The sequence below is a fragment of the Hyphomicrobium sp. genome, assembly GCF_035572195.1.
Classification (GTDB): Bacteria; Pseudomonadota; Alphaproteobacteria; order Rhizobiales; family Hyphomicrobiaceae; genus Hyphomicrobium_B.
The window spans coordinates 1-14,469 of sequence record NZ_DATNBA010000141.1; the positions used below are offsets into that span (position 1 = coordinate 1).

The 14,469-nt window shown below is 60.4% G+C and carries 12 protein-coding genes and 1 pseudogene; 7 read left to right on the forward strand and 6 right to left on the reverse strand.

Annotated elements, in window-relative coordinates; all coding sequences use genetic code 11:
• Nucleotides 1-122 (forward strand): annotated as a pseudogene (locus VN623_RS12095) (N-acetyl-gamma-glutamyl-phosphate reductase); the annotation flags it as partial.
• Between the two features lie 191 nt (nt 123-313).
• On the opposite strand, the gene VN623_RS12100 reads toward VN623_RS12095, so the two are convergent.
• Nucleotides 314-1,405 carry a COX15/CtaA family protein gene (locus VN623_RS12100; RefSeq protein ID WP_325571243.1) on the reverse strand — a complete coding sequence of 364 codons (1,092 nt, stop codon included), beginning with the start codon at nt 1,403-1,405 and terminating at the stop codon, nt 314-316.
• A gap of 118 nt (nt 1,406-1,523) precedes the next feature.
• Here VN623_RS12100 and VN623_RS12105 point away from each other — a divergent pair, with 118 nt between their 5' ends.
• Nucleotides 1,524-1,733: a DUF2842 domain-containing protein gene (locus VN623_RS12105; RefSeq protein WP_325571244.1), complete on the forward strand. Its 210-nt coding sequence runs from the start codon at nt 1,524-1,526 to the stop codon at nt 1,731-1,733.
• 31 nt (nt 1,734-1,764) lie between these two features.
• On the opposite strand, the gene VN623_RS12110 is transcribed toward VN623_RS12105, so the two are convergent.
• Together VN623_RS12110 and VN623_RS12115 are read right to left on the reverse strand one after the other, a co-directional pair.
• A complete protein-coding gene (locus VN623_RS12110; protein ID WP_325571245.1) occupies nt 1,765-2,844 on the reverse strand; it encodes a polysaccharide deacetylase family protein in 1,080 nt (359 codons plus the stop codon).
• 35 nt (nt 2,845-2,879) lie between these two features.
• Nucleotides 2,880-5,144 (reverse strand): exopolysaccharide transport family protein, encoded by a 2,265-nt coding sequence (locus VN623_RS12115; protein WP_325571246.1) that lies wholly within the window; start codon nt 5,142-5,144, stop codon nt 2,880-2,882.
• Between the two features lie 197 nt (nt 5,145-5,341).
• On the opposite strand from VN623_RS12115, the gene VN623_RS12120 reads away from it, so the two are divergent.
• The 5 genes from VN623_RS12120 to VN623_RS12140 all read left to right on the forward strand — a co-directional run bounded on the left by VN623_RS12120 (nt 5,342) and on the right by VN623_RS12140 (nt 11,360).
• On the forward strand, nt 5,342-6,016 hold the full coding sequence (locus VN623_RS12120) for a polysaccharide biosynthesis/export family protein (protein ID WP_325571247.1): 675 nt from the start codon (nt 5,342-5,344) through the stop codon (nt 6,014-6,016).
• Nucleotides 6,017-6,059: 43 nt separating this feature from the next.
• Nucleotides 6,060-7,226 carry a glycosyltransferase family 4 protein gene (locus VN623_RS12125; protein ID WP_325571248.1) on the forward strand — a complete coding sequence of 389 codons (1,167 nt, stop codon included), beginning with the start codon at nt 6,060-6,062 and terminating at the stop codon, nt 7,224-7,226.
• Between the two features lie 100 nt (nt 7,227-7,326).
• Nucleotides 7,327-8,853, forward strand: a complete 1,527-nt coding sequence (locus VN623_RS12130) for an undecaprenyl-phosphate glucose phosphotransferase (protein WP_325571249.1) — start codon at nt 7,327-7,329, stop codon at nt 8,851-8,853.
• 540 nt (nt 8,854-9,393) lie between these two features.
• Complete coding sequence (locus tag VN623_RS12135; protein WP_325571250.1) at nt 9,394-10,746, forward strand: ATP-binding protein; 1,353 nt, start codon at nt 9,394-9,396, stop codon at nt 10,744-10,746.
• On the forward strand, nt 10,743-11,360 hold the full coding sequence (locus VN623_RS12140) for a response regulator transcription factor (protein ID WP_325571251.1): 618 nt from the start codon (nt 10,743-10,745) through the stop codon (nt 11,358-11,360). Before VN623_RS12135 ends, VN623_RS12140 begins: the two co-directional genes overlap by 4 nt.
• A gap of 68 nt (nt 11,361-11,428) precedes the next feature.
• Here the strand turns inward: VN623_RS12140 and VN623_RS12145 are convergent, their stop codons facing one another.
• The 3 genes from VN623_RS12145 to egtB form a co-directional block, all read right to left on the reverse strand.
• A complete protein-coding gene (locus VN623_RS12145; protein ID WP_325571252.1) occupies nt 11,429-11,956 on the reverse strand; it encodes an SRPBCC family protein in 528 nt (175 codons plus the stop codon).
• A 178-nt stretch (nt 11,957-12,134) separates the two neighbouring features.
• The gene (egtD, locus tag VN623_RS12150) at nt 12,135-13,106 is read right to left on the reverse strand and encodes an L-histidine N(alpha)-methyltransferase (RefSeq protein ID WP_325571253.1); all 972 of its coding nucleotides are present in this window, start codon (nt 13,104-13,106) and stop codon (nt 12,135-12,137) included.
• A complete protein-coding gene (gene egtB, locus VN623_RS12155) occupies nt 13,106-14,416 on the reverse strand; it encodes an ergothioneine biosynthesis protein EgtB (RefSeq protein ID WP_325571254.1) in 1,311 nt (436 codons plus the stop codon). Before egtB ends, egtD begins: the two co-directional genes overlap by 1 nt.
• Between the last annotated feature and the right edge of the window lie 53 nt (nt 14,417-14,469).

The window sequence follows — 14,469 nt, forward strand, 5'->3', positions numbered from 1 at the left end:
TGTTCGTGTTCGGCAAGCCGGACCTCAATCAAGCCGTTCTCGTCGCGCGCCTCGACAATCTCGGCAAGGGTGCCGCCGGCGCCGCAGTCCAGAACATCAAACTGATGCTGGGGCTCGACTAGCCGCACTCCGCCGGGCGCGTGCGCTCTAAATGGCCGGGTTAAACCGGCCATAAAGTGGCGAGAAAGTCGCCCACTATAAAAGCCGTTCGTTGCTTCACCCTCTCACGTCATGGCCGCCCTTGAGGCGGCCATCCAGGGCTCCAGCCGCTGGCGGTTGCGCGTGTCGCTTCGGATGCGGGGCTTAAGCAGACTTACGACGCGACCGCAACACCGGCTCGCCGCGCCGCGTGCAGGTGCACGACTGCGAGAATTAGCACGAGCGCGCCGCCGCCTTGATGCAGCAGCGCCAGATCGATCGGAACGTGCGAGAGCAGCGTCGCAATCCCAAGCGATATCTGCGCAATGACCACACACACGAGAAGTACGGCGGTTGCACGTATCCTGGCGTCGACGGGCGAGCGCATGACGAACCAGAGTTCAGTCAGCACAGCGAGCCCGACGAGATACCCCATGATGCGATGATTGAATTGAGCCGCAGCGTGGCTTTCGAAAAAGCTCAAGTACGCCGGTGTCGTCCAATAATTGCTCGGCACCCACTGCCCGTCCATCGTCGGCCACGTGTTGTAGATCAGTCCGGCTTTGAGACCGGCGACAAATGCCCCAAGCACGATCTGCGTCACGACAAGGGCAACGATCAGCACAGCCATCCGCTTAATCGCCGGCGTCGCTTGCCGGCCTGCGGCGCGCGCCCCGCCCGGCCACTCGTCCAACGCCAGCCAAACGATAAGCGCCAAGATCATCAACGCCGTCGTCAAATGCAGCGCCAACCGATACTGGCTGACGTCGACGCGATGGCTGAGGCCCGACTTCACCATGTACCAGCCGATGGCGCCCTGCACGCCGCCGAGCGCCAAGATGCCGAGGAATTTGACGGCGGTCTCGCGCTTCAACCGGCCCGTCAGCCAGAAGAACAGAAATGGCAGCGCGAACGCGATGCCGATGAAGCGGCCGAGAAACCTGTGGCCCCACTCCCACCAATAGATGGTCTTGAAAGCCTCAAGCGACATGCCATCATTGACTAGGCTGTATTGCGGAATCTGTTTGTATTTTTCGAAGGCCGCCAGCCAGTCTCCTTCATGCATCGGCGGGATGGCGCCGAGAAGTGGCTGCCATTCGGTGATCGACAACCCGCTCTCCGTCAGCCGCGTCGCCCCGCCGACGATGACCATCGCCAGAACGAGAGCTGCGACAAACCACAGCCACAGCGATACCGCGCGGCTTGCGGCGGCCTCGCCGGCGACCGGCGTCATTCGATGCTTTTCTGCGAGGTTGGCGATCGTCATCGGCTGAAATGTCCTGCAATCCTATCGTCCGCGGTGTGATACTCCTCCGCCCCACCGGGGCAATGCGCCCATCCGGCGCGGTTATCGCTATTCTCCCTAAGAAGCAATTCAGGCCGAAATGACCCAGCGCAAACGTAAGCTTATCGGAACAATCGCCCTGCTGACGCTGATTGTCGTCTATGCCCTGCTCGCTCTGGCGGTCGCGATTGTGCTGCAGGTCCGCGACGCCAACAAGGTCGCCGAGCTGATCTACTATGTCGTCGCGGGATTGCTATGGGTGGTGCCCGCAGCGTGCCTCATCTCATGGATGCAAAAGCCCGATGCCTGACCGGCCTGCCACCTGGTTTGACCCGGTGGCGTCAACCCGCGTGTCGTAGGCCCGAGAGCGGCGCGATCATGCGCTTGGCGCCGTCGCGGAGTGCGAACGGCAGGCCCGATAGCAAGACCTTGACGTAACGCACGTCCTGGAAATCCCCATTGAGCGACAGCCGAGGCAGTGCCGTCGTCGCGGCGGCGTGCGATTTGCGAATTAGGCCCTTGCGCGTCGTCACCGCCGTCTCGATGCCGAGCCCACGCGCCATATCGAATTCGCGGCTTCCTGCGCTGCTTTCATCGCCATAGGGATAGCTGAAATGCCGGCACGGTTTGCCAAGCTCTGTCGCAACTCGCGCAACGCTGTCAGCGATCTCACGATGCGCATCGGCGAAGTCGAGTTTGGCCAGCGCGAAGTGGTGGCACGTGTGAGCCGCGATCGTGACCAGCGGATCAGCCGCCAATGCTCTGATTTCATCCCAGTTCATCACCAAATCGCGGCAGAGAGAGGTCGGATCGAAGCTCGCCTTCTTGGCGAGGTCGCGCGTCATCGCGCGCGCCTGCGCTTCGGGCATCCGCCGCAGCCACCAGTAGATGTCGTGAAAGGCCGCCGTCTTCTCTTCGGCGGTCGCGAGCGCATAGGCGCGCATCTCTCCGTCACAATCGACTTCAACGCTTGAAAGCCGCCGCAATGCGTCTTCCAAAACGAGCCACCACAGGTCTCCCTCGCCGTCGGCGTAGGCAGCCGGCACATAGATCGTGAACGGCACATTGTGGCGCTTGAACACGGGATAAGCGTGATCCCGATTGTCCTTGTAGCCATCGTCGAGCGTGAAAACCGCAAACGGTTGCCTCGATTGAGGCGTCTCCAGCCGCTCCTTGACGTCGTCGAGCGCAATGATCTCAAATCCCGAGGCGCGCACTTCTCCGATCACGCTTTCGAGAAAAGCCGGCGTGACTTTCAGGATGCCATTCGGCTCAAAATCGCGCGGCTGATCCGGGGTGACGTGATGCAGCATCATGATGACGCCGTCGCCGCCGACGTACGGGGCAACGAGATCGTCGGCGCCGGAATAGTGGAGCGCCGATAGGGCGGCCTTTAGCAGTTTGGTCGTGCGGCGGGACATGGAAAACCAAACCTCGCTTCAATGAATGCGGCCGTTCAAGCTTGGCGTGCAATCGGCATCCGCGGCTCGATAGAGTGCGCCGCCACATGCTGATTGGCCGGTTCCGTCACGGTGAGTTTGCGTTCGAAGCGAATGACGTCGATGTCGGAGACTTCGAAGCCAAGGAATATCCCCGATGCATCGACGAGAATGGGAGGCACGCGCGGCGGATCAGCAACAAGGATTCCGGTGTCGAAGCGGCCTTCAATCGTCTCGAAGAGATTGCGCGCCTCATCGTGGCGTCCGGCGACGATGATCTGATCGTAGGCCTCGTCGAGCGCATCGAGGATGAGGTTCAACTGATCGGGATCGATGTCATGGTCGGCGTTGTCGAAGGCTTTGCCGCTGGCAATCGCGTGGACGGTACTGCCTGGGAGCCGCTGAATGATTTCATCGAAAAGCGCTTCGCCGCGCAGCAGGTCGTTGAAACCCTTGCTCGTGTCGAGAGCCGCCGAGCCGGCAAATCCTTCGCCAGTCGGACTCCAATCGACGACGAGAACGTATTGACCATCCGTGGCAATGGCTTTCGCGAGTTCGAGTGCTTCGGCTGAAGCATCAATGCTTGCGGTCTCTCCCGTCAGGATTGTGCGATGGCCGTTGTCGGTCGACCGCGCACCTTTAAGGCGGCGCGCCAGTGCCGTCATGTCCTTTTCGATCACGACGGTGGCCTGGGGCGGCATGGGCAGCGGCGGAGCCTCCATCTCTTCCCGCACGGGCGACGGTGACATCGGCTGTGATTGAGGTTGCGGCTGCGGTTGTACTTTCGCTTGCGGCTCTAGTTCCACTTTCGGCTTCGGTTGCGACTGCGCTACCGGCCGTGGCTGCGCCGTTAAGACCGGTTCGGCACGCAAGCTCGACGGATCTGGCCTGGATCGCGCCGCAATCGTGCCGCCGCCCCGCGCACTGTGAAAGAGAGTTTTCGCAACGGTCCAAGCCGTCCCGAACATCAATGACGCGAAGACCATCAACGCCGACAGCTGAACTTTCTTCGGAAATATCGGAACGCTGTCCGGCTGTGCTTTCGATATGATCTGCGCCTCGACGGGCTGGGCGCGCGTGTCCAGTTTCTTGCGGTTGGATTCGAGGCGCGCCTGCAGGTTATCGAGCTCCGTCCGCTTCGCCTTCGCATTGGCTTCGAGCTGCCGGAGCTTGGCTTCTTCCGGTGCGTTCGTCACGACACGCGCCTTGATGTCGGCGAGGCTCTTCTCGATGCTGTCTTCGCGGCCCTGCGCGACTCTGGCCTCCTTATCGAGACTGTCGACGATTTTCGCGACTTCGCCCTTGAGCTGCAGCTTGAGGCCAGCGAGGTCGGCATTGAGCTGGCGCATGCGCGGATGCCCAGGCAGCAACGTCGCCGACTGTTCCGAAATTTGGCGCTCGATACGCACGCGCTGCTGCACGAGGTTCTGAATGAGCGGTGACTTCTGAACGTCCGGAAGTGCGTCGGCAGAGCCGAGTTTCATCATTTCTCGCGCCGACTTCGCCCGCGCGTCGGCCTCGCCGCGTGCCGCCTTGGCTTTTGTCAGTTCACCGGTTAGCTCCGACATCTGCTGCTCGTTGAGGCCCGTGTTCTGTGCGCCGCCTCTGAAGCCGTCGATCTCGCCACGGTAGCGATCGACTTCAGTCTCGGCGGCCGCGACCTCCGGTGTCAGCTTGCTGATCTTCCCTCGCAGAACGTCCTGCTGATCGTCGACTTCGACCACGCCCTGCTCTGCGATAGACGCGCGATAATTTTCGGCAAGGCCATTCGCAATATCGGCTGCGAGTTGCGGATCGATGGACGTCACGCGGACACCGATGAACCGGCTCTCCTTTGCGGAATAAACCTGAAGCCGGCTGCGAAATGCCGACATCACGCGATCGCGTTCGCTCTCCCCGCTTTTCGGACCGCCGATGCCGACGAGACGAAGAATTCTGCCAAGCGTATCGACAGGTCCGAGTTCGCTGTTGAATTCAGGCCGGTCCTTGAGATGCAGCTTAGCGGCGATCTGCTCGAGGAGTTCCGGCGATTGCATCGCCTTGACGTGCGTGTTGATGGCCTCTTTGTCCATGCGCGTTGTCACGAGATCAGGACTTGCGGACGGACTGCGGGTATCTGCAAAGGCGTTTGCCGAGCCCTGCGCGACAATCGCAAGCTCTGCCTCGCTCAGGTACCTCGGAGCCATCATGCTGAGGATGGCGAAAGTCGCGGCACCAATCACGGCGCTGGCCAGGATCAGCCAGGGCGCACGCCTCTTCAAAGCCTCGAAAACGGTAGACATCTGAATATCGTCTGGCGCGGCAGTTGATCGCGGCTGCATTTTGCTATGCTCGGACAGGGGTTGCGAGAATTGCAGTAAGCGGCGCGCACGGTTAGCAACTGCTTAAGCGTCTCGAAAAAAAGCATCGCCTCAGAGTTTGTTAACTTTGGCTGGCTAACGTCCCGGCGTGGTCTTCTCGCGACGGAAAGCGCTTACCTATGTCAGCCCGCCTGATCTTCGTTCCCGCTTGTGCTCTGTCGCTTTTGTTGGGTGCGTGCGCCCCCGATCTCGAGCACATGACCAGCGCCGATTTGGCGATCACAAGCGATGTGACGTCGTCGACGGTGGACTATCGCCCGATAACGGCCGACCGAGTGGTCTGGGGCCCGCCGACCATATTGCCGGGCGACTCCATTGGTCCTGCCGAGCCCGAAGGCCCCTACCGGCTCGATACCGGCGACCGGCTGCGCATTTTTGTCTATGGCCAGCCCAACCTGTCGCGACTTTACGTCGTCGATCAGGCGGGAAAAATTGCGGTGCCGCTGATCGGCAACGTCCGGGCGCGCGGCAAGACGACGAACCAGCTGCAGGCGGAGATCCGTTCACAGCTTGGCGCCGAGTACGTCAAGGATCCCCAGGTCACCGTCGACATTGTGCAGAACCGGCCCTTCTTCATCCTGGGCGAGGTTAAGGCCGGCGGCCAATTCCCTTACGTCTCGGGAATGACAGTGGAAACGGCCGTCGCCATTGCCGGCGGCTATACCGAACGGGCCAGCGAGAAAACGTTCCGCATTACACGACGAGTTAACGGTTTCGTCGAGCAGATCATGGCTCCCAGCGACCTCGCCCTGATGCCCGGCGATACCGTTTACGTCTTCGAGAGGTTCTTCTGAGAACCATTGAGGCCTTCGCTCAACGCTCGGGCAGGGTCCAAGGATGCGTATACTTCATTGTCTTCGTGCACCGGTCGGCGGCTTGTTCCGCCATGTTCTCGATCTTGCCGAGGAACAGGCGGCGCACGGACATGACGTCGGCATTCTAGCCGCGAGTACCACTGAAGATCGATTGACGTCGGCGAAGTTCGCGGCGATCGCTCCTAAACTCAGGCTCGGCATTGCGCGTATTCCGATCAATCGCCAGCCAGGGCTAAGCGATTTGGCCGCCGTCCGCGCCGTTCGTGCTCATGCCGCAACGCTCGATCTCGATGTGTTGCATGGACACGGCGCCAAGGGCGGCGCCTACGCTCGCTTCGCGGCGCGCCGGCTTTCGGCTCGCGGCCACCACGTAAAGTCGTTCTACACGCCGCACGGTGGCAGCTTGAATTTCAAGCCGGGCTCGCTCGAGCAGCGCATCCTGCTGATGATCGAGGGCGGCCTCGAATCCATGACCAGCGGTCTAATTTTCGAAAGCGCCTATGCAGCGCGCGTTTATCGTTCACGCGTCAGTGCGAAAGGTGCGCCGCAGCGGATCATTCCGAACGGTCTGAAGCCGACCGACTTTACGCCTGCCAAGCCTCGCCCCGATGCCACGGACCTTTTGTTCGTGGGTGAACTCCGAAGCATCAAAGGCGTCGATTTTCTGCTCAAGGCACTCGCCGAACTCAAATTCGACCACCCGGTCACAGCGACGATCGTCGGCTCGGGCCCCGATGCCGAACCCCTTAAAAAGTTGGCTTCGACACTGGGTCTCGACAACCTCGTGACGTTCGCCGGTGCACTGCCTGTACGCGAGGCCTTCGGCCTCGGACGGATCATGGTCGTGCCGTCGCTGGCCGAAAGCTTCCCTTACGTCGTGCTCGAAGCGGCCGCCGCCGGACTGCCGCTTATCGCCACGAACGTCGGCGGCATCCCCGAGATCGTCGCCGACACCGACACGGTGCTGATTGAACCGGGCAACGCCGCAGGGCTCGCGTCCGCGCTAAGAGCGACGCTCGGCGACGCGGAGGCAGCAAGAGGCCGCGCCAAACGCCTCAGAGCCAAGATCGAGAGCAGGTTCACGGTGGCAGCCATGACCGGCGCCGTTCTCGATTTCTACGCCGAGACGTCGCCCCGGCCGGCTCGACTGCCGTCCTGGGAGCTGAAATTGCAGAGCCATCGCCAATAACCGCGCATCGCAGCAATACGCTACGCTCACGAATTAACCTGAATGGCACGGAGGCTGCTTAGCCGCTGTCACGTTTACGCAAACGGGACGCGCGGTAACCATGGCTCTGACGCTCGAATTGACCAATCGCTCGGCCGAGACCTCGTCTCGCGGCGGTGCGCAACTCATCCCGTTCAGAGGCGCCAAGGTTGCTGGCGCCAGTCCAGCCGGCCGGCAGCAGGCCATATCGCCGGTCGTGGTAAGCGGAAGCATCCGATGCGCCGACTTCCTCATTGTAACACTGCTCGGACTGGCGATCGCACATGTGTACGTAAATGAGACGGGTGTCCTTCAAAACAGCGTCTATCTTTTCGCGACGACGCTCGTCGGCTTCGCGACCGTCGCCACGTTTGAGCTGCTCGGTCTCTACAGCTTGCGGGCGCTTTCGGCCTACGTGAGAAATATGCCGGCAGCCGTCTTCGGCTGGACCGTTTCATTCGCAGCACTCGTTGCCGGCGTCTTCTTCCTCAAAATCGGACCTGAAGTCTCGCGCGTCTGGCTCGCGACCTGGTTCGTATCGGGTGCCACCGCGCTCCTTACCCAACGGCTGATCGCCGGCTGGTACGTGCGGAGCGCGGCGCGTTCTGGCCGTCTCTATCAGCGCGCCGTAATCTACGGCGCCGGTCCCGTGACCGAAGACCTCATCTCCGAACTCGAAGCCGACACCGACTCGATCGTACGCATCGCCGGCGTCTTCGACGATCGTGGTGACGGCCGCACCCCACGCCAGATCTCCGGATATCCGCGTCTCGGCGGCCTCGACGACCTCGTTGCGACAAGCCGCACAAAACGATTTGACCTCGTCATTGTATCGCTGCCGCTCGCGGCAGAGGCACGCCTTGCTAACGTCATGCGGCGGCTTTCGGTACTGCCGGCCGACGTCAAAATGCCGGCACGCGCCACAGGGCTGAGGTTTTCACCGCGGACCTATTCGCACGTCGGCTCCGTCGCAATGATCGATCTCTACGACAAGCCGATTGCCGACTGGGGCTACGTCTCCAAATGGCTATTCGACAAAGTCGTGGGCTCGATCGCGCTCGCCTTGCTGGCCCCCGTTATGGCGCTGGTCGCACTCGCGGTGAAGCTCGAAAGCAAAGGTCCCGTCCTCTTTCGCCAAAAACGCTACGGCTTCAACAACGAGCTGATCGAGGTGCTCAAGTTCCGCTCGATGTACACCGACCGGTGCGATGCGACCGCCACCAAGCTCGTGATCAAAGATGATCCGCGCGTGACCCGCGTCGGCCGCTTCATTCGCAAAACGAGCCTCGATGAGCTGCCGCAGCTGATCAACGTCATCAGGGGCAACCTGTCTCTCGTCGGGCCACGCCCGCACGCCGTCCAAGCAAAGGCTGACGGCCATCTCTACGGCGAAGTCGTCGAGGGCTATTTCGCACGTCACAAAGTGAAACCCGGCATCACGGGATGGGCGCAGATCAACGGCTGGCGCGGAGAGACCGATACCGAAGACAAGATTAGGAAGCGCACCGAGCACGATCTCTATTACATCGAGAATTGGAGCGTGTTCTTCGATCTTTATATCCTGTTCAAGACGCCGATCTCGCTTCTGAACACAGAGAGCGCCTACTAGCTTCGCCGCGTTGAAGCGCGCGCGGTCCAAGGTGGACGTGCCTCCGATTGGCGACCGCGAAATGCCGCGGCGCCGATCCAAAACCCATTCATGGTCGAGGGAAAAATTCTCGGGAAAAAATCCGCTGCTGTCCGGTGGTCGTGAGAATTGTGTCGGGACGCGCCGAACAGCCCGCTCTTCTTGGAACTGGTGAAATCCTTAACGTCTATCGGGGGAAAGAGGCCGGGCTTCCTGCGCTAACCCTTCGTCTGCCAAATACGGCCGCCCGCTCAGTGGATTCACGATCAGCGAGGGTCGTGCCCGAGCGTGACGCATCAACGCCGCTTCACGATCGATCAACTCGATCAGGCGCACACGGTTTAAGTTCGACACGTAGGCTTCAAAGTGCTGCGTCATGAGATGACACATCTCCTCTAGATCGGAGATCGTGATGCAGGAACTTTGCCATCTCGCGAGAAGCCGCCGCGCAAGCCTTGACGGGCGCTATAGGTTGGGTCAAAAAGTTACAATGTTACAAAATACGCGCTCGATGTTCCTCCGATGCCGCTAAGACGCCGCCTTCTCGCGCTCGTCGCGCTGGTCTTGGCTCTCTGCCTCGTTGCAGGCGGCGCGCTCACGTATTGGCAGGGACTTCGCAAAATCGAACTCGAGATGTCATCGGCGATCGAAGTAGCAGACAGCGCCGTAGGCGATGCGATGTCGACGATCGGCGCCAGTCCGGACGCTGCTGCATATCTGCATCGCATCATCACGTCCTTCGACGGCGATCGCCATGTCGTGGCACGCCTCATGGCACCGGACGGAAAAGTGGTCGACGCTTCGCGTCTCAGGCGACCTGTCGATCCGGCGCCCACGTGGCTCTACAAATTGCTCTCCGGCCCTGTCCACTCCAGACGTTTCGAACTGCCTACTGAGCTGAAACATCACGGTGTCGTTACGATCGAAGCCGATCCGCACAGCGAAATCGGCGAGGTATGGGAAGATCTGAAGCTGAAGGTTCTGATCATCTCAGGCTTCTGCGCCGTCGTGCTGGCGCTCATCTACGCAATACTCGGCTGGGCGCTTCGGCCGCTCGAAGCTCTTTCTGCAGCGTTAGCCCGCGTCGGAGAGGGCGATTACACCGCTCACGTCGATGAAGCGGGGCCCGAAGACCTCAACCTGATCTATCGGGCATTCAATCGCATGGCAGCGCAGCTCAAAACCGCCGAGCAACAGAATCAACGGCTCAACGAGCAGCTCTCGACGGTGCAGGAAGAAGAGCGCGCCGAAATCGCTCGCGACCTGCACGACGAGATCGGGCCGTTCCTTTTCGCCGCCGATGTCGACGCGCAGTCGATCCCCCTGCTGCTTTCGCGCGACGCCGGCGATGACGTCGTCAGCCGCAGCAAGGCGATCCGGCAATCCGTGCAGCACATGCAATTGCATTTGCGGAGCATTCTGAGCCGGCTCAGGCCCGCGATGCTGATCGATCAAGGTTTGACGCATGCCGTCGAACAACTCGTCGCGTTCTGGCACGCCAGGAGGCCGCAAATTGCATTTAAGACCGACATCGAGGATGCGCGCTTTCCCGCCAATATCGAAGAAGCCGCCTTCCGCATTCTGCAGGAAGGAATGAGCAACGCCGTCCGTCACGGCAATCCGTCAACTATAGAACTGAGCGCGCGGCGGACGGAAGGCGGGACGCTGCGCGTCGTTATTTCCGACGATGGCAGCGGTATCTCCGCAACGAGCACGCGCGGCTTCGGGCTTGTCGGCATGAAAGAACGCGTCGCCGCTCTCGGCGGACGTTTGAGCGTTAACGGCCAAGTTGCCGAAAAGGGGGTTATCCTGATTGCTGAAATTCCATTGCCCATTGCGGCCCACGACCAGACCAAACATGCGAGTGCGGCATGAAAATCCTCATCGTTGATGATCACGGTGTTGTTCGCGAAGGCCTGCAAAGGCTGTTCATCGCGCATTTCGACGCTCAGGTTTTCGAAGCCGCCGACATCGACGACGGCCTCGCGGTCTACACGCGCGAAAAGCCGGACATCGTCGTTCTCGATCTCAATCTCGAGGGCGCGGGAGGGCTCGAGCTGCTTCGCCGCGTGCTCTCGACGGACAACGCCGCGCGCGTCATCATATTCAGCATGCACCATGAGCCGATCTACGCCGTCCGCGCTTTGCGTGGCGGAGCCCGCGGCTATGTCAGCAAAAGCGCCCCAGTCGAAGAATTGATCGCCGCCATCCGCAAGGTGTGCGCCGGCGAACAATACATCGACCGGGATCTCGCCTCGCGCATCGCCGTCAGCCAGATCTCGACGGACGATCCGCTGCAATCGCTGTCGATCCGCGAGGTCGAGATTTTGCGCATGCTCGGACAAGGCAAGAGCATGACGTCCATCTCGGAAAACCTCGGCATCGCCTATAAGACGGTCGCCAACATCTGTACGCAGATGAAGGTCAAGCTCGGCGTCGACCGCACCGCCGACTTGATCCGCCTCGCGATCGAAACGCTCAAGACTTGATCCCCTCACGCACTCCCTCAAGGGAGACAGAGCGCAAGAGAAAGCCGCAAATCGCCAGCGATTACTGATTACTTCGTTGCGGCCATGACCTTGATGTTATCGAGACCGGCCTTAAAAAGGCCGTCGATCGTATCGCGCGCTTCCTTGTCGGGTTTGCCGTTGGCGTCGAACACGGCAGACCACGCGAAGTTGATCTCATCTTCGTCATCATCGTCGGGCGTCAGCGCGAACTGCCCCTGATAATTTTTCACCGGCAGGGGGCTTTCGAGCATTTCGTAGCGATAGAAGTTAGGCTGCTCGTCGAGAAGCCTTTCCTTGATCGTGCCGCCGTCCTTCAATGTCAGCACGCGAACTTTCGCGCCGCCGTTGGTGCTCTCTTCGCAATTCGCTATTGCCGGATGCCAGTCCTTGATCGCGCACCAGCCGCCGAACTTCTTCCACAGTGCCGCCCGCTCCTCATTCATAGCCTTCGGATCGACCCTGAGTTCGAGCTTTTTGCCGACGGCGAGGCTCGCCGCGTAGGCCAGCGTTGCGGCTGCCATCGTTCCTGCGAGCGCGACAGCGCTGACGACCACGATGCCCTTTGCGAATTTCATAATTTCACTCCCATTGCTTTTTTCTGCTCGCATGCTCTTACGAAAATCTGCGGCCGCCAGTTTTCACAAGCATGTTACTCTATTACAATGGGGAGTATCAGAGAAGTTGCTAGGCACAGCTCTGCAGCCGCTCGCCTTCGCCGAATGCGATGGGCACAATCACGTCAGGTTGACCGCCTTAGAGCCAGACGAGCTCGTGCACGCTGAACTGGTTCGCCGCATCGGTCCATACGCGCTGTGGCTGCCATCCCGAGGCAGTCGCCAATTCCCGGAACTGCTCGACCGTATATTTGTAGGAATTTTCCGTGTGAATGCTCTCGCCGTCACGAAAATTGAAACTGCGACCGCAAAGCTCGACCTGCTGATCACGCTTGCTGACGAGATGCATCTCGATCCGCCCCTCGCGCGGATCGTAAATCGCCTCATGACGGAAAGCGCGCTCATCGAACGTGCTTCCTAATTCGCGATTGATGCGCAGTAAAATGTTCAGGTTGAACGCCGCCGTCACGCCCGCGGCATCGTTATAGGCGTTGACGAGCGTCCGCGCGTCCTTCTTCAGATCGATGCCGATGATAAGTCGCCCCTCCTTGCCCAGCACACGACCAAATCCATTGAGCAGGTTTCGCGCAGCTTTCGGCGCCAGATTGCCGAGCGTTGAACCGGGAAAGAAACCGGTTTTCCGTCGTGCCGCAAGATCATCAGGCAATGCGACAAACGCCGAGAAATCCGCGACGATCGTTCGGACGTCAAGGTCCGGATAACGTCGCGCCAACCGCGCCTTCGCTTCAGTCAACGCCGCTTCGGATACATCGATGGGAACGTAGGCGACGCGCGCCGCGATGCGATCGAGCAGGATTTCCGTCTTGAGACTCGAGCCCGAACCGAATTCGACGAGCAGCCCGCCGTCTTCTATCCCATCGGTAATCTCAGCGGCATGCGCCGCAAGAATGCCCGCCTCCGTGCGCGTTGGATAATATTCCGGCAAGCGCGTGATTTTTTCAAACAGCTCGCTGCCGCGCGCATCGTAGAAATAGCGGCACGGCAGCGTCTTGCGCGTCTTGGACAGACCCTCGACGACGGAACATGCAAACTCGTCTTCGATGCACGCGAGACCGCCTCGATGTCTCGCCAGTGTTTGAGCAGAACGCATCAGTCGATCTCCGAGGCTAGACGCAGGCCGAGAAACTGCCAGCGCTGGTGAGGATAAAAGAAATTGCGGTAGGTCGGGCGCGAATGACCTTCGGGCGTTACGCATGAGGCGCCGCGAAGCACTTGCTGGCTGACCATGAACTTGCCGTTGTATTCGCCGATCGCACCTGCGGGTGGCCTGTAACCGGGATACGGAAGATAAGCGCTAGCGGTCCATTCCCAAACGTCGCTGAAAAGCTGTCGCGGTGTATCGGATTGCGAGGGTTCGGCACGCCGCGGTCTGAGCGCACCCGTCTGCATCGTGTTGCCATCCATTGGAGTGCCTGCTGCCGCGACTTCCCATTCGAATTCGGTCGGCAGCCTTTTCCCGGCCCAACGCGCGAACGCATCAGCCTCGTAATACGAGACATGCGCAACGGGTTCAGCCGGTACGACCGGGGTCAACCCCTGCAGCGACATCTGAAACCAGCCGGCATCGGTGTTCTCCCAATAGAGCGGACACTGCCAGCCTTCGCGATTGATCGTCGCCCAGCCATCTGCCAGCCACAGCGACGGCGTCGCATATCCGCCATCCTTAATGAACGCCAACCACTCCGAATTCGTGACGAGCCGGTCGGCAATCCTGAACGGATGAACGAGCGCGTCATGCGGCGGCAGCTCGTTATCCCAACAATAGTCTTCAGTTTCATGACCGACGCGGTGGATGCCACCTGCGTAGTCAATCCAGCGGACGGGATCAGGCTCGGAAACGTCCCACACCGACGGCGCACCCTGATATGCCGGCCGTAACGGGCTTTCGGCGAATAGCGCCAGAATATCGGTCAGCAGAAGTTCCTGATGCTGCTGCTCGTGGTTAATACCTATCTCGATCAGACGCGCGACGTCTGCGGACGATGCCTCCTCCCGCGACAGCAGCGTTTCGAGGCCGTGATCGACGTGGGCGCGATACGCAAGGACACGCTCGGCTGATGGCCGCGTCAGGAGACCGCGCTTCGGGCGCGGATGACGCGGACCTTGGCTCTCATAGTAAGAATTGAAGCAATAGTTGAAAGTGTCATCGAAAAGCCGATAGCCCTCGAGATGCGGCCCTAGGATAAAATTCTCGAAGAACCACGTCACATGCGCGAGGTGCCATTTGGCGGGGCTCGCGTCGTCCATGGCCTGAACGACCATGTCCTCCGGCGACAGAGGCGCGGCGAGCGTGAGAGAAAGTTTTCGCGTTTCAAAAAGTCGTTCAGCAAGAGCCTTTTCGCGAGTGGGCCGTCGTCCGCCAACAGCGTTTTTCTTCGCTGCCGTAGAATTTTGTCGCATTCACTCTACTCCCTGGATTCCAGCAGTAGGCATTCGCCCTGTGTCGCCCCATT

Coding starts and splice junctions, on each gene's coding strand:
- VN623_RS12125 (WP_325571248.1), top strand. CDS start 6,060: ATGCGTATACTTCATTGTCTTCGTGCACCGGTCGGCGGCTTGTTCCGC.
- VN623_RS12105 (WP_325571244.1), top strand. CDS start 1,524: ATGACCCAGCGCAAACGTAAGCTTATCGGAACAATCGCCCTGCTGACG.
- VN623_RS12135 (WP_325571250.1), top strand. CDS start 9,394: ATGCCGCTAAGACGCCGCCTTCTCGCGCTCGTCGCGCTGGTCTTGGCT.
- VN623_RS12145 (WP_325571252.1), bottom strand. CDS start 11,956: ATGAAATTCGCAAAGGGCATCGTGGTCGTCAGCGCTGTCGCGCTCGCA.
- VN623_RS12100 (WP_325571243.1), bottom strand. CDS start 1,405: ATGACGATCGCCAACCTCGCAGAAAAGCATCGAATGACGCCGGTCGCC.
- VN623_RS12140 (WP_325571251.1), top strand. CDS start 10,743: ATGAAAATCCTCATCGTTGATGATCACGGTGTTGTTCGCGAAGGCCTG.
- egtB (WP_325571254.1), bottom strand. CDS start 14,416: ATGCGACAAAATTCTACGGCAGCGAAGAAAAACGCTGTTGGCGGACGA.
- VN623_RS12130 (WP_325571249.1), top strand. CDS start 7,327: ATGGCTCTGACGCTCGAATTGACCAATCGCTCGGCCGAGACCTCGTCT.
- VN623_RS12115 (WP_325571246.1), bottom strand. CDS start 5,144: ATGTCTACCGTTTTCGAGGCTTTGAAGAGGCGTGCGCCCTGGCTGATC.
- VN623_RS12120 (WP_325571247.1), top strand. CDS start 5,342: ATGTCAGCCCGCCTGATCTTCGTTCCCGCTTGTGCTCTGTCGCTTTTG.
- egtD (WP_325571253.1), bottom strand. CDS start 13,106: ATGCGTTCTGCTCAAACACTGGCGAGACATCGAGGCGGTCTCGCGTGC.
- VN623_RS12110 (WP_325571245.1), bottom strand. CDS start 2,844: ATGTCCCGCCGCACGACCAAACTGCTAAAGGCCGCCCTATCGGCGCTC.